The organism is Motiliproteus coralliicola, assembly GCF_003345655.1.
GTDB classification, from domain to species: domain Bacteria; phylum Pseudomonadota; class Gammaproteobacteria; order Pseudomonadales; family Balneatricaceae; genus Motiliproteus; species Motiliproteus coralliicola.
In genome coordinates, this window is record NZ_QQOH01000001.1 from 953,730 (window position 1) to 970,639 (window position 16,910).

Annotated in this window: 15 protein-coding genes; 11 read left to right on the forward strand and 4 right to left on the reverse strand. The window is 46.1% G+C overall.

From position 1 onward, the window contains the following. The 9 genes from DV711_RS04250 to DV711_RS04290 all read left to right on the forward strand — a co-directional run bounded on the left by DV711_RS04250 (position 1) and on the right by DV711_RS04290 (position 10,500). Positions 1–1,203, forward strand: coding sequence for a TIGR04063 family PEP-CTERM/XrtA system glycosyltransferase (locus tag DV711_RS04250; RefSeq protein WP_114694391.1), 1,203 nt, complete (start codon positions 1–3; stop codon positions 1,201–1,203). 36 nt (positions 1,204–1,239) lie between these two features. Continuing rightward, positions 1,240–2,418, forward strand: a complete 1,179-nt coding sequence (locus DV711_RS04255) for a glycosyltransferase (protein ID WP_207802527.1) — start codon at positions 1,240–1,242, stop codon at positions 2,416–2,418. Then, the gene (locus tag DV711_RS04260; protein ID WP_114694393.1) at positions 2,419–3,732 is read left to right on the forward strand and encodes a putative O-glycosylation ligase, exosortase A system-associated; all 1,314 of its coding nucleotides are present in this window, start codon (positions 2,419–2,421) and stop codon (positions 3,730–3,732) included. It abuts the gene before it with no gap. 199 nt (positions 3,733–3,931) lie between these two features. Then, positions 3,932–5,071, forward strand: coding sequence for a phenylacetate--CoA ligase family protein (locus DV711_RS04265; protein WP_207802528.1), 1,140 nt, complete (start codon positions 3,932–3,934; stop codon positions 5,069–5,071). Beyond that, a complete protein-coding gene (locus DV711_RS04270) occupies positions 5,052–6,542 on the forward strand; it encodes a polysaccharide lyase (protein ID WP_114694395.1) in 1,491 nt (496 codons plus the stop codon). The genes DV711_RS04265 and DV711_RS04270 overlap by 20 nt, the downstream gene beginning before the upstream one ends. Before the next feature lie 33 nt (positions 6,543–6,575). Next, positions 6,576–7,751 carry a glycosyltransferase family protein gene (locus tag DV711_RS04275; RefSeq protein ID WP_133297395.1) on the forward strand — a complete coding sequence of 392 codons (1,176 nt, stop codon included), beginning with the start codon at positions 6,576–6,578 and terminating at the stop codon, positions 7,749–7,751. A gap of 72 nt (positions 7,752–7,823) precedes the next feature. Beyond that, on the forward strand, positions 7,824–8,783 hold the full coding sequence (locus DV711_RS04280; protein WP_114694397.1) for a Gfo/Idh/MocA family protein: 960 nt from the start codon (positions 7,824–7,826) through the stop codon (positions 8,781–8,783). A 5-nt stretch (positions 8,784–8,788) separates the two neighbouring features. Beyond that, a complete protein-coding gene (locus tag DV711_RS04285) occupies positions 8,789–9,364 on the forward strand; it encodes an acyltransferase (protein ID WP_114694398.1) in 576 nt (191 codons plus the stop codon). Positions 9,365–9,393: 29 nt separating this feature from the next. Beyond that, positions 9,394–10,500 carry a DegT/DnrJ/EryC1/StrS family aminotransferase gene (locus DV711_RS04290; protein WP_114694399.1) on the forward strand — a complete coding sequence of 369 codons (1,107 nt, stop codon included), beginning with the start codon at positions 9,394–9,396 and terminating at the stop codon, positions 10,498–10,500. Between the two features lie 27 nt (positions 10,501–10,527). On the opposite strand, the gene DV711_RS04295 is transcribed toward DV711_RS04290, so the two are convergent. Beyond that, complete coding sequence (locus tag DV711_RS04295) at positions 10,528–12,024, reverse strand: lipopolysaccharide biosynthesis protein (RefSeq protein ID WP_114694400.1); 1,497 nt, start codon at positions 12,022–12,024, stop codon at positions 10,528–10,530. Between the two features lie 34 nt (positions 12,025–12,058). Next, entirely contained in the window at positions 12,059–12,703 is a 645-nt protein-coding gene (locus tag DV711_RS04300; RefSeq protein WP_114694401.1) for a tetratricopeptide repeat protein, read from the reverse strand. A 122-nt stretch (positions 12,704–12,825) separates the two neighbouring features. On the opposite strand from DV711_RS04300, the gene DV711_RS04305 reads away from it, so the two are divergent. Together DV711_RS04305 and DV711_RS04310 are read left to right on the forward strand one after the other, a co-directional pair. Then, complete coding sequence (locus DV711_RS04305) at positions 12,826–13,554, forward strand: hypothetical protein (protein ID WP_114694402.1); 729 nt, start codon at positions 12,826–12,828, stop codon at positions 13,552–13,554. 44 nt (positions 13,555–13,598) lie between these two features. Continuing rightward, complete coding sequence (locus DV711_RS04310) at positions 13,599–14,600, forward strand: GNAT family N-acetyltransferase (protein ID WP_114694403.1); 1,002 nt, start codon at positions 13,599–13,601, stop codon at positions 14,598–14,600. A 2-nt stretch (positions 14,601–14,602) separates the two neighbouring features. Here DV711_RS04310 and DV711_RS04315 read toward each other — a convergent pair whose 3' ends face one another. Both DV711_RS04315 and DV711_RS04320 read right to left on the reverse strand, forming a co-directional pair. Then, positions 14,603–15,634, reverse strand: a complete 1,032-nt coding sequence (locus DV711_RS04315; protein WP_114694404.1) for a polysaccharide pyruvyl transferase family protein — start codon at positions 15,632–15,634, stop codon at positions 14,603–14,605. A gap of 23 nt (positions 15,635–15,657) precedes the next feature. Beyond that, complete coding sequence (locus tag DV711_RS04320) at positions 15,658–16,908, reverse strand: glycosyltransferase (RefSeq protein ID WP_114694405.1); 1,251 nt, start codon at positions 16,906–16,908, stop codon at positions 15,658–15,660. Positions 16,909–16,910: the final 2 nt, after the last annotated feature.

The following is a 16,910-nucleotide window of genomic DNA, read 5'->3' on the forward strand; positions in this document are numbered from 1 at the left end:
ATGCGGGTATTACATATTTTTGACCACTCGATTCCGCTACACAGCGGCTATACATTCCGTAGTCTGGCCATCCTGCGAGAACAGCGCCGTTTAGGTATTCAAACCTGGCACCTGACCAGCAGCAAGCATTACGGCACCGAGGCCCTGGTCGAAGAGGTCGATGATTACTGCTTTTACCGCACCCCCAAAGGGGCACTGGCCAAGCTGCCGGTTCTCGGTCAGTATGATGTCGTTGCCGGCCTGAAAAAACGACTCCACCAACTGTGCGACGAGATCAAGCCTCAAATTCTTCACGCCCACTCGCCATCGCTTAACGCTCTGGCAGCCGCTAGCGTTGCTAAGGCTCGAGGAATCCGGTTCGTGTATGAAATGCGCGCCTCCTGGGAAGATGCTGCGGTCAGTCATGGGACCTGCAAAGAAGGTAGCTTACGTTACCGATTAAGCCAACAACTTGAAAAGAAGGTTTTAAAAGAGGCCGACCATGTCGTCACCATCTGCCAGGGGCTGGCCGATAGGGTCCACGACTGGGGAGTGCCGACCCAGAACATCACCGTCATCCACAATGGCGTAGACCTCGCCAACTTCACACCGCCCACCCACAAACATCCGCAGCTGCTTGCTCAGCATCAACTCGACGGAAAGACCATCCTGGGTTTTCTTGGTTCATTTTACCGCTATGAAGGGCTACATATTCTTCTGGAGGCCTTACCGCGCATTATTCAAAGCAAGCCGGACATCCATTTGCTGCTGGTTGGCGGTGGTCAGCAGGAATCGGCCTTGAAACAACAGGTGGCGGAACTGGGCATAGAGTCGCACGTCAGCTTTATTGGCCGCGTGCCGCATCAGCAAGTACAGGATTATTACAGCCTGGTTGATCTCTTTATCTACCCCCGCGAATCGATTCTGCTGACCGAGATCGTTACGCCTTTAAAGCCCCTGGAAGCCATGGCCATGGGCGGTCTGGTAGCGGCATCGAACATTGGAGGCCATCGCGAAATGATTAAAAATGGTCATAACGGGGTGCTTTTCTCCCCGGGAAGTCCCGCTGCGCTAGCCGAATCCGTGGTGCAAATACTCGACCAACCTGGCAGTGCGCAGGAAATGCGTCAAAACGGACGCGATTATGTTGCACAGAGCCGGTGTTGGCGCGATGCTGTCGCCCATATCCTCCCTGTTTATCAAAATCTGACCGAGTCTCTATAGGGTATGAACAGCCCCGATAACGCTGAACAACTGTTGGTGCTCAGCACCCTGTTTCCCAGTCCGGCCAGGCCCAAAGCCGGGTTGTTTATCCGCGAACGGATGTTCCGGGTTAACCGCCAAACTCCGTTGATAGTGCTTTCACCGGTGCCTTGGTTTCCCGGTCAGAGCCTGATACGGCTAGTTAAGCCCGATTATCGCCCGACCCCGCCCTATACCGAGGTGCAGCAGGGTATCCGTGTTTTTTACCCACGCTTTCTGGCCCTGCCTTACTTTTTTCGTACCTTTGATGCTTGGATGATCGCGCACAGTTGCCGCCGTTTAATTCATCGCGAACAACTTGGACATATCAGACTTATCGATAGCCACTTCGGTTATCCCGACGGTCTAGCGGCTACCCTGCTGGGGCGCTGGTTAAATAAACCCGTCACTATTACTCTTCGGGGAACCGAGGTGCGCCACTCGCAATCAGCCAAGCTGCGCCCGAAGCTTAAAGCGGCACTCACCAATGCCAGCCGTGTTTTCAGCGTGTCTAATTCGCTACGTCGGCTAGCTCTTGAACTGGGTATCGACGATCAAAAGTTGGAAGTGGTAGGCAATGGCGTGGATAGTGAGAAATTCTTCCCGCTCGACAAGCAACAATGCCGTGAACAGTTAGCAATCCCGCCCCAGGCACCGGTCCTGATAACGGTTGGAGGAATCGTTGAACGAAAAGGGTTTCATCGAGTCATCGAGTGTCTGCCGAGTTTGATAAAACAACACCCGGATCTTATCTACCTAGTTGTCGGTGGAGCCAATCCCGAGGGCAACTTCAAGCCACAACTTGATAAACAGATCAAGCGATTAGGGCTGGGGAACCATGTTCGCTTCTTGGGTGAGCGCAAGCCAGAAGAGCTCAAACAGGTACTTAGCGCAGCCGATACCTTTGTTCTGGCCTCGAGTAACGAGGGCTGGGCCAATGTCATTCTCGAAGCTATGGCCTGCGGCTTACCGGTCATCGCCACCGATGTCGGCGGCAATGCCGAGGTCGTGTCATCCGGCTCGTTAGGCGCAATCGTTCCGTTTGGAGACACCGAGGCACTGACTACTGCATTAGATAACGCGCTCAGACAGCTCTGGAATCAGGGCGCAATCATTAACTACGCAAAAGAGAACAGCTGGGATAGTCGCATCGCTCAGCTTCACCAAGCTTTTGATCAATTAATGGAGACCGGTTAAGTGAGAGATTTACTGGTCGCCCTGGTTATCTTTGGGTCCATACCTTTTATTTTCAAGCGCCCTTTCGTGGGTGCGCTTATGTGGTGCTGGATCAGTTATATGGTACCGCACCGCCTTGGTTGGGGCTTCATTACCACGTTTCCCGTAGCCAGTATCATAGGCGGTTGTTTCCTTCTCGCCTACCTGGCCAGCAAGGAGCCTAAAAAGGTTCCGATGAACGCGGTCACGGTCACTTTGCTAGCCTTTATCTTGTGGATGTCCATCACCACGCTGATAGCGCCATCGGACAGTTACAAGATGGACCAGTTTTTCAAGGTAATTAAGATTCAGCTGATTACCTTCATCATACTTGCGCTGCTCAACAGCCGCCAACGGATTGAAGCCGCATTGTGGGTGGTGGGATTAAGTATCGGCTTCTATGGTCTTAAAGGGGGAGTCTTCACCGTACTGGGAGGGGGCACCTCAAGGGTCTGGGGGCCTCCGGGCGGGTTTTTCCATGGCAATAATGAATTGGCGCTGACGCTGCTGATCAACATCCCTATCCTGATCTATCTGGCCGGTGTAACCAGCAATCGATGGATTCGATATGGCTTGTTCACCATTATTCTCTTCAGCATTTTTTCCATACTGGGGACCCATTCACGGGGCTCGATTGTTGCAGGCTGTGCGGTATGTTTCTTCCTCTGGCTCAAAAGCAACAAAAAACTACTGCTGTCAATCGCGATGGTTGCGGTGATCCCCATTGCCTTGATGTCAATGCCACAGCATTGGTATGACCGAATGAATACGATTATTCAGCCGGATATCGAAAGTTACGACGGTTCGGTACAGGGTCGCTTTAATGCATGGAACATGGCCTTCAACCTCGCCAAAGACAAACCCTTTGGTGGTGGCTTTCACGCAACCACGCGGGAAAATTTTGCGCTTTACGCCCCCGACCCACTGAAGGTGCATGATTCCCACAGTATCTATTTCCAGATATTGGGCCAGCACGGTTTTATCGGGCTTTTTCTATATCTGTTGCTATGGATCATGACTTGGCGAACCGGTCGACGAGTGATCGCTCTTAGCAAAAATAATGAACAGTTAGTATGGTGTCGTAATCTAGTTCGAATGCTGCAAGTCAGTATTATCGCCTTTACCACCGGCGGCGCCTTTCTTGGATTGGCCTATTTCGATCTCCCCTACCACATCATTATTACGCTAGTCGCCATTCTTGAATGGGTAAAGCGCTACCAGTTAGAGCATCAACCACCGCCGATTCGCCCACGAACCATGCAAGGAAGGATTCCCAATGGCCAGATCGCCCAGTAGCTCGCTTTATACCCAGCTTGTTGTCTCGCTGTTATTTCCTCTGCATGAAAAACTCAAGAAACATCACTCGACTCACCTGCTGAAACAGCTAGAGGCTAGCCAGTGGTTACCGGTTGAAGCCTTGAATAGCGCTCAAGACCATGATCTACAAAAATTTATTGCTCACCTCTATCAGCATAACCCCTACTATCGGGATCTGATGCAACAGCGGCAACTAACACCTGATGCGATCAGTAATATACAGGACCTGATTAAGCTACCGTTTTTAACCAAATCGATAATTCGTGAACACCAGCAAAAGCTGATCAGCCGCCATTCAGACCCTTTGCTGCAATACAATACCGGCGGTTCGAGTGGCGAACCGCTGATTTTTTATATGGGTATGGATCGGGTCAGCCATGATGTCGCCGCAAAGTGGCGTGCCACCCGCTGGTGGGGAGTCGATATCGGAGATGTGGAAGCGGTCATCTGGGGCTCACCGATAGAATTAAATAAACAGGACCGAGTTAAACTTTGGCGAGACCGGCTATTCCGTTCCCATCTGATCCCCGCTTTCGAACTGGGAAAGGATAACATTGAGCGCTACCTGAAAAAGTTAGTCACCCTGAAACCCGCGATGGTCTTCGGTTATCCATCCGTGATCTACCTGTTGGTCCAACAGGCACAGCAACAGGGTATCGACCTGTCCCGGCTCGGCGTCAAGGTGGTCTTCACTACCTCGGAAATGCTCTACCCGCATCAACGAGAACTGATCGAACAGCAGTTCGGAGCCCCCGTTGCTAACGGCTATGGTGCCCGTGATGCGGGTTTTATCGCGCATCAATGCCCCCAAGGATCTCTGCACATCTCATCCGAGCATATCCTCGTTGAGATCATCGACCCGCAAGGCAAACCGCTACCTGCAGGCGAGACCGGGGAAATAGTCACCACCCATCTCGCGACTACCGGATTCCCCTTTGTTCGCTATCGGACCGGCGACATGGGACGACTTGCGACCACACCATGCAGCTGTGGCCGGACCCTCCCGGTACTGGAAGAAGTAAGCGGCAGAAGTACCGATTTCCTGACCGCCACCGATGGTGCCAAGGTCCATGCGTTGGCTTTAATCTATGTGCTGCGTGAGATAGACGGGATGGAGCAATTTAAAATTACCCAGCACAGCGCCACCAAGGTGACGGTTTTGGTGATGCTACAAGCTCCCGACTCATCGCTGCTGAAGACGATTTCCGATCGCTTAAAGCAACGTTTGGGAGACGACATGGAGATCACGATTACACCCTGTACTCAGATACCGACATCGCCCAACGGCAAATTTCGTTATGTTGAAAGCCATATCTAGTTTAATTTTCGTCGCGGGCGCCCTGAGCTCCTTTCCCCTACAAGCTGAAAGCGCTGCCACCTTTTGGTCAGAAAAGGAACCCTTTAGCGCCGCAAATAGAGCATTCGCGGACCAAGCCGCAAAGATAAAATGGCAACGCGAGCTGGGCGATTGGGTTGATGTCCAGGGTCAACCACATGGAGCCAGTGCCTTTCAATCGCTGTATGTAAAAGATCGTGACAAACGACAGTATCCCAGCGCAGAGATTACTCGACTGGTTAAACAGTGGCTGGACAAACCCAAGACCAACCAGGGCCTGTTACTTAGAAATCTCAATACCGGCAAAGCCAGAACCGAATTTTACAGCCGGGAGAGCGGAGACCTGACGACACCCGCAATTGAACTCCAGCTCATCAATGGTACAACCCAACTCATTGCCGCCACCGCTGATACTTACCTGACCGCTTCATCCAGAAGTGCCTATGGCGATCGGGCTGTGTTAAAGGTCGGGCCACGCAGTCAGGCATTAATACATTTCGCATTCCCGAAAGCATTGAGCGCCAATGATGTATCAATGGCAACGCTCTATTTAACAACAGACCGCCAGTTTGGTGATAATGAAATCGGTATCTATCAAATCACAAAGCAAACCCTGACTGAGAACAACATAGAGCGGGGTATCGCCGATCAGTACCCCGACGATGAAAACATCATCCGTAATCCAGATGTACTCTTTAGTCAAAATTTTGAAAGCAACAACTGGAGCCAGCAATGGAGCCACATTCGTGGTGCAGCCAATGCCGACACGGTTGAGCTCGGCGTACCGGCACGCTTTATACCACTGAGTGGTAAAGCCCTGCGACTTCGCTTTTCACCCGAGCAGAACTTAGCAGCGAGCCTCTCCCTATTGACTCGTGATCTGCTACCGGCCGAGCCAGAATCATTATATTTTCGCTATTATTTAAGACTCGGCGACAACTGGAATTCAGATCGTGGCGGCGGAAAATTTCCTGGCTTCGGTGGCACCTATGACAAGGCGGGCTGGGGCGGCAGACCTTCCGACGGCACCAATGGCTGGTCCGCCCGTGGAAATTTCTTCGACACGCTCAGCCAAGGTAAACATCGAGGTAAAACCCCTCTGGGAAGCTATCTTTACCTTGCCAATAGCAATCGAAAATACGGTGAACGACGCGCTTGGGGCTCAAGTCACAGCCTGCTAGAAAAAAACCGTTGGTATGCGATAGAGCAGTACTTGAAACTAAATACGCCTAATGATTCGGATGGCGAAATTAAAGTGTGGATCGATGGTCGTCAGATCGCAAGTTTTACGTCACTAAAATTTCGCACTACAGATAAATTAAATATTGAAAAAATCTGGTTCGATTTTTTCCACGGAGGTGTTGCTAAACCCTCTACGGAACAGCATCTATTTATCGACAATATCGTCGTAGCAAAGGATTATATTGGCCCGATCAAAAATTCTATCGAGTGAAATAATTTGACAATCAAAATTAAAGGAATCGATTTGTCAGAGTCAACCCAGGAAATACTAAGAAAATATCAGTTTATCGTACTGGCACCCAATAACTGGAATGGCCAGTGGATGAACCGGCAGCAGCTTTTCAGCCGTATTGCCCCATACAGCAATGTTATCTACTCACAGGGGATCCCTAGCGTGTGGGAGTTGAGCTCCCCCGCTCAGTTGCTAAAGCACCCTTTTAGTAACAGCGCTATTTACGATTCGGCTCAGATAGACAAACCCTCAAGTTTACTGTTTCACTGGCCTCGTCTAAAACGCATAAGCCGGTGGGCAATCAAGCAGCATAGCCGGACTCTTGCCGCTAAGTTCAACAATCGGTCAAGGCGCGTACTTTATGTCTTCCATCCGAATTACGCCCACTACATCGATACCATCAAACATGATCTGCTGATTTATCACCCATACGATGACTTTTCCAAGCAGGGAGCCCATGCAGAACAACTCAGCCAGCAAGAGGGAAAACTGTTAAAGCAGGCCGACCTGGTCATCACCCCATCTAGCGACGTCAGCTGCAACATGGCGCAGCGCAGCGGTCGTGATGATATTAAAACGATCAAGAACGGGGTCGACTTCGATGCATTCTCACAAAGCCAACAGCTTCAATGCCCGGAGGACCTGGCACGGATAACCGGTCCAACTATCGGCTACATCGGCAGTATCAATGTCAAGGTAGACCTGAACCTCCTCGATTTTCTCGCCGAGCAATTACCCCATGTTCAACAGATACTTATTGGCCCAATTGGCAACCTGACTGGCAAGGGCGAGCTATTTAACCAGCTGACGAACAGACCCAACGTACACTGCCTGGGAGCAAAGGATTATCGTCGTTTACCTGCCTATGCCGGTCATATCGACTGCCACCTGATGTGTTATGACACCTCGCCAACACTTTGGGCTCGCTTGGCCTATCCTTTAAAGCTGAATGAATACTTAGCGACGAAAAAGCCGCTGATTAGTTGTCCGCTGTCATCCGTTGAAGACCAAGAGCAATTGATGGATGTATGCAGTACACCTCAGCAATGGCTGGAGGCCATCAACCAACGTCTCAGCCAAACCAGTGAGAAGCTAGCAGCGGGGTATCAATATGCATCCCAACAGAGCTGGGACCGCAGGGTACAGCAACTCGCGACCCTGCTTAGCAGCGCAAAAGCGGACAAGTAATAGAATAGCCGTTATGCTTGTTTCCTTAGGATATTTAACTCGATAGACCGCTTGGTTAAGGAACTAACCCGGATGAAAAATTTTGCCCTGATTGGCGCTGCCGGTTACATCGCCCCCCGCCATATGCAAGCCATTAAAGACACGGGAAACACTCTCGTGGCGGCCTTGGATAAAAATGATTCGGTCGGCATTATCGACAGCCACTTTCCTGAAGCCGACTTCTTCGTTGAGTTTGAACGCTTCGACCGCCATATCGACCTCCTCAAGCGCAAGGGAACTCAGGTTGAATATGTAGCCATCGCTTCACCAAACTACCTCCATGACTCCCATATCCGTTTTGCACTTCGCAGTGGCGCCCATGCAATCTGTGAAAAGCCCTTGGTTCTAAACCCGTGGAACATCGATGCATTAGAAGTTGTCGAGCAGGAAACTCGGAAACGCATCTATACCATTCTCCAGCTTCGCTTACATCCCAGCATTATTGCTTTGAAAAAACGGGTCGAACAGGAGCTCACCACAGATCCAACAAAAATCTACGACATTGACCTGACTTACCTCACCAGTCGTGGTAACTGGTACTTCACCTCTTGGAAAGGCGATGAAGCCAAGTCTGGAGGCATCGCATCCAATATCGGAGTTCACTTTTACGACATGTTGAGCTGGATTTTCGGAGGAGTTAAAGAGAATCGAGTTCACCTGAAGCAAGCCGATACTAATGCAGGATATCTGGAGCTCGAACATGCACGCGTTCGCTGGTTCCTGTCGATCAACTACGACTATATTCCGGATGACGTCAAAGCCAATGGCCAACGTACCTACCGTTCCATCACGGTCGAGGGGAAAGAGATCGAATTCTCGGGCGGCTTTACCGACCTGCACACGCTGAGCTATCAGGACATTCTGCGCGGTGGCGGTGGCGGATTCGGACTTGAAGATGCGCGTCAAAGCATTGAAATTGTTCAAGGCATCCGTCATGCCGATATCTTCACCGACAGCAGTAACCAACACCCCTTCGTCAGCAAGCTAAGGTAACGCCGATGCCTACCACGATTCACCCTACTGCTATTGTCGATGAAGGAGCTTCCATCGGACCTGACTGTCGCATCTGGCACTGGGTCCACATAAGTGCAGGTGCAATTATCGGCTCAGGCTGCTCTTTTGGCCAAAATGTCTTTGTGGGTAACAAAGTCATGATCGGTAACAACGTTAAGATTCAAAATAACGTTTCGGTCTATGACAACGTCACTCTCGAAAATGACGTTTTTTGCGGCCCCAGCATGGTATTCACCAACGTCTACAACCCCCGCTCGGCGATAGAACGTAAAACGGAATATCGCAATACCCGAGTCTGCCAAGGCGCCAGCTTAGGGGCGAACTGCACGATCGTCTGCGGCGTCACTATCGGCCGTTATGCCTTCGTCGGTGCCGGTGCCTTAATTAACAAGGACGTACCCGACTTTGCATTAATGGTTGGGGTACCTGCTAAACAGATAGGATGGATAAGTGAATTTGGGGAACGCTTGGAACTACCGCTCACAGGCGAAGCTGAAGTGACTTGTCCACATACCAATACCCGTTATCAGCTAAGCCAGGGGCAGCTCCGTCGGATATAACCCCCCCCTATTAATTTTGGGAAACGACTTTGCAATTCATCGACCTAAAAAGCCAATACCAGGCCATTGAAGCCCAAATAAATCAACGCATTCAGCGTGTTTTAGAGCATGGTCAATTTATCATGGGGCCTGAAGTCTCTGAGCTGGAAAAACAACTGGCCGACTTTGTCGGTGTTGATCATTGCCTCAGCTGCGCCAATGGCACAGACGCACTACAAATAGCCTTGATGGCCCTAGATATTGGTCCAGGGGATGCTGTTTTCACGACTCCGTTTACCTTCTTTGCGACTGCCGAAGTGATTGCCCTGGTCGGTGCGAGGCCTGTTTTCGTTGATGTTGACCCAGAGAGCTACAACATTTCGCCTCAACAACTCGAGCTGGCAATTAGAAAATGTCAAAAAGAAGGAAGCTTTAATCCCACAGCCGTTATCAGCGTAGACCTGTTTGGCCAGCCCGCCGACTATCCACAAATTGAGCCGATCTGCAAACAACATGGACTTAAGCTGATAGAAGATGCGGCTCAAGGCCTTGGCGGGAGGATTGGAGAGCGGATAAGTGGCAGTTTTGGTGATATAGCCACAACCAGCTTCTTCCCGGCTAAACCATTGGGCTGCTACGGAGACGGTGGTGCGATATTTACCCATGATGCCTGCTTGGCAGAAAAGATCCGGTCAATCCGTATTCATGGCAAGGGCCAAGATAAATACGACAATGTTCGTATTGGTCTTAACAGTCGATTGGATACGATTCAAGCTGCAATTCTGCTCGAAAAGCTTGCCCACTTTGAAGCAGAGATATCTCAGCGTCAAAGGGTCGCTGATCGCTACACAGAGGCATTAAAAGAGACCTACTCAACCCCAACAATTGCCCCTGATATGCAGAGTGTTTGGGCTCAATATACGCTAAGAAGCTCGAATCGGGATCAAACGATTGAACGACTAAAAGCTGCAAGCATTCCCGCTATGATCTATTACCCTAAGCCGCTGCATCTATTAGGTGCGTTTTCTCAGCTTGGTTACTCAAAGGGAGACTTCCCTATCGCCGAAAAGCTATCAAAAACCGTATTTAGCCTGCCCATGCATCCCTATTTGCACCTCAAAGAGCAGCAGGAAGTTATTGATTGCCTTCTAGCCTAAAGCTTCCCCAAAAAATAATTTATCGACCTAAGCTCTATTTGAAATGGTTCGATACTTTCGATCGACCCAATTTAAAACATAAGATTCAACGGTATTAGGTCGTCCAGACAAACCCCATAGGCTCAACAGAACGGCGCAATAGATAAAAGCGCCTATAAAAACTGAAATCAACAAATAATAGACCCCATCAAAAACCAAGCCTGAACTCAGATCAACTGAGCCCGTATAATATTCCACAACAAAATACATAGTTAAAGATGCGATAACCGGCCTAATAAATATTGATAGCAAGGATAATGGCGAGATACTTAAAATTCTTGAAATTACAATCTTGCTAACTGGAAAGATAATAATAGATGTGATAAGAACCGCTAAACCAGCACCAAACATTCCGTAAACATCTGACAGCAGAATCAACAAAGTAAAAAATATTATAATTCTTATCAGCATGAGATAAGTTGTAATGTACTGTTTAGCTAGAGCAAGATAAACATAGCCCGAACAGGCGGTTACTGAAGCGAATATACTTGAAACAGCAATCAATTCCATAACAGGAATTATAGATACCCACTTCTCACCCAGCATGACAGGAACAAGCAAGTTTGCTACTGCACAAATACCAAGCGCGCAAGGCAAACTAATAACTAAGACATTAGACAATACTTTTAGATAAGTATCTCTTAGTTTATCTATATCACTGGAAACTTTTGCATAGCCTGAATAAGCAGCCGAGTTTATAGGAGCCACCACATCTGAAGCTGTCAGATTTGCTATTTCATTACCTACTGTAAATAAACCTAACGGGGCACTACCAAGCATTTTTGCAATAATAAAATTCTGCCCATGATTATTTAAATAGATCAAAATATTATTTGCAAATAGCCAGATAGAAAAGCTCAGCATATCCTTCCACATCTTGATTGAAAACCTTGGGCGATATGCATGCATAATATAGCTTAAAACCAGCGTTATAAGCTGCGATGATAACATTCCTATCAAAAGCGCAACGTAGCTTTCCAATAGAAAGGCAAAATAAATTGTAATAAAAAAAGTTGTTAGCTTTGCAATAACACGAAATTTAAATTCAAGATCAAAGTTCATCTCTTTTCTAAATTGAACAATGCCAACATTGACAAAGCCACTCAGAAAAACAATCGCAGACATAAATAACAAGACATTAACAAGTCGCTCATCAGAATAGTAGACAGAAAACGGATAGCATAATAACACTATTAAAACAGAAGCAACTGATGAGAGAATTAATTTCATCGTCCAAGCTGTATTATAGTGATCTTCTGTCGCATCTTGTTTTTGAATTAAAACCGTATCAAATCCAAACTGACGCATTAAAAGGACCATTGCATATAGGGATGTTCCTAAGGCAACCAATCCAAAGTCATCAGGATTTAATAATCTAGCTAAAATTACAGTACTTATTATTCCGATAAATTTAATACTTGCCCTGAGCGCAACCATCCATACGGCGCCCTTAGCAATCATACTATTTACATCTTTTTTCCCCATGCTAAAATTCTTTCCTGCAATAATGTAGGGGTAACTAATCCATTCTGTTAATCTTATTATTCAAGCCATCTAACGGATAACCATTTAACGTTGCAATCTTAGCATGCTTGACGGCACTATCTTTATCCTTTAAATCAACATATAACAGCCCGATATTATAATTAAACTCTGGATTATCAGGGTCTAACAATAGGGCTTCTTTGTATCGTTTTAGCGCTGATTCCAACTCTCCGACTCTATGCAGGTGAAGGCCATAAAGCATCCTTACCACAGCATCTTTAGGTTGAAAATATATAGCCCTCTCGAAATAGCAGGAAGCCGAGTAGAATTTCGTAGTGACAGTATTAAGAGTTTTATCTCTAATCTGTAACTTAGACATGGCAAATAGAGCACGATGGTAATTCGGAATGGCTCTCAAGGTATAATCTATATCACCGTAAGGGGTTGGGTTCCCTGTACCTGCAATCAACCTTTCCACGATAGGAGTGAAATGTGAGCTAAGCACTCTTGGAATTTCTGAAGCATGGGAAGGATTAGTATAATCGAATGGCCCATAGGCATTAGTTAATGGATATCCTTTATTTATTCCACAGCTGATATTATTTCTAGGCTGGGAGTATGTGACAAAGCTCACTAACAGAAGAAGAACTCCAAAAAAAATTCTAAGATTACCGTTCATAGCCCATCCATCCACCCAAAGAGCATTAACCAAATAATAGCAGTTAATATTTTTTCTTAAATTGACTTATTGTATAATACAACCCTCTCAGAGGAAACAACAATAACAAGGAGGTTCTAATCTTGCTGAACAACCGAATCATCTCAGATCTTAATGCAAAGGATACAATCTATAAAAATATCTTATACTTTGTCTTAGGCATTTCCTTTGCCGGTGCCATTTTTTTCTTCCCCGAAGGCTACCATCAGTATGCGCAAGAAGACGGCATTATCGAAACAGCCGGCGCTATCTTTTTTGGATTGTCATCTTTATTTTTTTTCTCATGTATATTTAGAATATACAAATCAAAGAATTCCAAGCTTCTTTTAGCTATATCAGGAACCCTATGCTGGGCAGTTTTAGCATTTGTTTGCTTTGGTGAAGAAATCAGCTGGGGGCAAAGAATATTTAATTTTGAAACTCCAAGTGAGATAAAAGTAACCACTTATCACTCTAACGAAGGCATGTTAAAAAACATGCAGAACGAAACAAACATACACAACATGGGATTTTTCTATGAATATATCGGCGCATGGAAAATCACGATGGGACTGCTTATTCTTATCGGAATAGTCTATCCCATATCCGCCTATTTCAGCCCCTTGAGTAAGCTTTACAAATTCTTTAATCTCCCAGTACCACCACTGTATCTTATCGGATTATCTATATCTGGAATACTCATACAGTACGGTCTGAAAGATATTGCCTATTTCCCGAATGACACGTCTGAAACATATGAAATGCTATTAGGACTTATGTTTTTTTTGTTCTCAAAACACGCTTGGTCAAACCCACAAAAATCTTATCTATAGTTTTTCAAACACCTATATTTTTTTAGCACCGGGGTATTAAAGGGATGTCAATCTGGAAGATAAACACCATCAATAAATTCGATGAGTTTTCAATCCAATGGAATCTCCTGTGTAAAGAAACTTATGACACCCCTTTACTCGATGCAAAATTTATAAAGCCTCTGTTAGAAAGTTTTTCAGACGGTTCTGAACTACTAGCTTTTGCTTTTGATGATGATAAATGTGTTGCTGCTACTATTATAAAACGTATTGGCATTGGTCGATGGGAAACTTTTCAGCCATCTCAAGCACCGTTAGGCTGCTGGATCTGCCATCCAGATTATTGTACAGACGATTTGTTTAAAGAATTGGCAAGCAGTCTGCCAGGAAGCGTTATATGCATTGGTGTAACACAGCAGGACCCAGCCCTACTTGCTCGCCCAAGCCCTTCCCCCCACCTAGACACTCTTGATTATATTTCCACTGGCCGCCTCTCAATACCCGATAATTTTGATAACTATTGGTCTACTCGTAGCAAAAATGTCAGACAGAACACCAACAAGGCTAAAAACCGTCTTAAAAAAGAAGGGATAGCTCCAAGCATTGAAGTGATTAACAATGTTAATCAAATGCAAGATCTTGTGAAAGAGTTCGGCACTCTGGAAAGCCAGGGCTGGAAAGCACAATCCGGAACCGCAGTGAGTCCAGATAATGTGCAAGGCCGATTTTATACTGAACTACTCAATGCCTATGCACCAGAACAAGCGGAAGTTTGGCGCTATCTCTACAACGATCGTACTGTTGCCGTAGATCTTTGTCTAAAACAAAACGGCATCTTATACATTCTTAAAACCACTTTTGATCAAGACTGGAGCCGCTACTCTCCCGCTTTTGCGATGCATATAGAGGGGGTAAATTATTGTAGTACTAATGGAATCAATTCCATTGAATTTTACGGTCCTGCTATGGAGTGGCATAAAAAATTAACCGACGATCTTAGAAGAATGTATCACATAAATTTCTATCCGTTATCTTTTATAAAAAGAATAAAGAGAATCATAAATTAATATCAACCAGTTAGTCCGACTAACTTATCAAACATATTATTAATTTTTATTAGCGAAGATTTTTTATATTCTTTTATTTTTATTTTTTCTTCATCACTAAAGGAATAGGCATTATAATCAGCAATATCATCAAAATCCGATAATTCACATATTCTCGATGATAAACCTACATCTCTCAACAAACCTTCAACTTTGTATGAGTTTCCAGATGTTGCAAGAAAGGGGGTTTCAGTAACAATCGCAAAACATAAAGAGTGAAATCTGGAAGCAAGAAGAATCTGCAATCCTGAAACCTTCTTTAGATATTCACTCACTGTATAGCAAAGAAATCGATTCCTAGCTCGTAAATAACTTTCTTCGGAAACGCCATTTTCTTTGTTAATCCAGCCAATGTTTGTGAACAAGTGCTTTAAATGCCTAAGTACTTCTGTCGCTGACTTCTCGCCTTCGGCACGATAACTCCGAAGTACAGGTAAAAAAGTCCATCCATGCTTCATTGCCATTTGAAAATTCCACATCCCTTCTTGGACCTTAGGGCTATCTGTTATCCCTATGCCATTTCTAGACTGATATTCCGGCAAGCTAATCGTTTGAGAAAGCAGCATTGTTAGATCTGGAGCAAAACCAGCTTCTATGCCTCGTTGTTTAAGATAATCATAACTTTCTGATTCACGGACATACACTAAATCAAAGTCATTTAACAGCTTATCAAACTCTGCTGGATTATCTTGATAGGTCGCATTGATAAGAACAGATGGAGTATTATATTTTTTCGCATAGGCTGAAACCTCTAATAACCATTTTGCCTTTTCTCGACCATGATGAATTGTTCCTTCACCATTAACAACAATTAAATCTGACTGCTGGATCGCCTTCTCAATATTATTCATTTTTTTATAATGTACACCAACAGGGCAAGAAGCTATTACCTCAACTCCACGTACTAGAAGGCTGGATTTAATTCCAGAAACAACCGCTTCACAGCCGTGGTGATAATCATATGTTGTATCATTAATAAGAACAGCTTTTTTCATAATAAAAGAATTAAAAGTTATTTCTAACGTTCCATGATTAATTTAGAAAGTCGACCAACCCAATGGTTAGATATATTTGACCTGGAATATTGATCTATTTTCAAATTATTGCTAGCCTCAGAACCAGTAGTTTTTATTTTCCCAATAAAGCTCCGAAGAACCTCAATAATCTGATCCTTATTATCTAAACTAGCAATAGATGCGATACCGTGCTGTCGAAGTAATTGGGCCGTGTCTCCCCTTTTGTCAGTCAACGCAAGTACAGGCTTTTGCGCACGCAAATACTCATATGCCTTAGCAGGTATCTGTTGATTACAACCAGCACCTTGTAAAAGCAGGAGTCCGTCAACATCAAACATCTCTTGAAGCGCCTCTCGATATGGCAGTTGTGGCGCCAAACCTACCAACGACTCGATCGCCAATTCTTGCAACCAACACTGATAGGTCGATTCATGCCCACTGGCACGTAATACAAAACGTACTTTCCTACTCTCAAATAATCCTTCTTTTTTGAGTTCAGAAAGCGCTTGAAATAGCGCTCGTGGATTGCGCTCGTGGATATAGATCAAACCCGAGTGCAAAATGACAATTTCATCAGTATCCAGAGACGATGGAGACAACCCCTTGTATTGTTCCTCATCAAAACCATTACTGACCATCATCCAACGCTCATCTGGAACCTCTGGATAGCGCCGTTGATATTCTGCCAATGCACCCGGTGTAGCAAAGGTGAGCAGGCTGGCATGCTTGGCCGCACTCTTTTCGATCCAGTTAAAGCAGTTCCACTTCAAGGGATCTGCCGGATAGCCCTCTTGAGCCATAGGGTCACGAAAATCAGCGACCCAGGGAATGCCGGTCAAGCGATGCAGTATCAGCGCAATGACATGGGCCGAAGCGATGGGATAGGTTGAGAGAATAAAGGAAGGTCGACGACGGTAGATCTCTCTAAGCCCCCGCGACACTCCGAAAAGAATCCATGATTGCAGATTATCAGGCAGCGCCATCAACTGCAGATATTTGCCCTTGATTGATAGATGCTGCGCGGTATCGAAGGCTTGACTCCGGCATATCCGAATTGAAGGGGCTAATTGTGACAGCGTCTCAGGGTCCGAGCGAGGGTAAGTTCTCTCATGAGCACTGAGTACGCTGACGTCCCAGTCGTTTTCGGCCAACGCATTCGCTAGAGCGATCATCCGATGCATACCACTGCTGACGGCAACCGGTGGAAAGTGATATGCAATGATAAGGGCCGATTTATTTCCAGACGTTTTCATTT

Coding starts and splice junctions, on each gene's coding strand:
- DV711_RS04250 (WP_114694391.1), top strand. CDS start 1: ATGCGGGTATTACATATTTTTGACCACTCGATTCCGCTACACAGCGGC.
- DV711_RS04295 (WP_114694400.1), bottom strand. CDS start 12,024: ATGGGGAAAAAAGATGTAAATAGTATGATTGCTAAGGGCGCCGTATGG.
- DV711_RS04315 (WP_114694404.1), bottom strand. CDS start 15,634: ATGAAAAAAGCTGTTCTTATTAATGATACAACATATGATTATCACCAC.
- DV711_RS04320 (WP_114694405.1), bottom strand. CDS start 16,908: ATGAAAACGTCTGGAAATAAATCGGCCCTTATCATTGCATATCACTTT.
- DV711_RS04300 (WP_114694401.1), bottom strand. CDS start 12,703: ATGAACGGTAATCTTAGAATTTTTTTTGGAGTTCTTCTTCTGTTAGTG.
- DV711_RS04270 (WP_114694395.1), top strand. CDS start 5,052: ATGTTGAAAGCCATATCTAGTTTAATTTTCGTCGCGGGCGCCCTGAGC.
- DV711_RS04280 (WP_114694397.1), top strand. CDS start 7,824: ATGAAAAATTTTGCCCTGATTGGCGCTGCCGGTTACATCGCCCCCCGC.
- DV711_RS04285 (WP_114694398.1), top strand. CDS start 8,789: ATGCCTACCACGATTCACCCTACTGCTATTGTCGATGAAGGAGCTTCC.
- DV711_RS04265 (WP_207802528.1), top strand. CDS start 3,932: ATGCAACAGCGGCAACTAACACCTGATGCGATCAGTAATATACAGGAC.
- DV711_RS04310 (WP_114694403.1), top strand. CDS start 13,599: ATGTCAATCTGGAAGATAAACACCATCAATAAATTCGATGAGTTTTCA.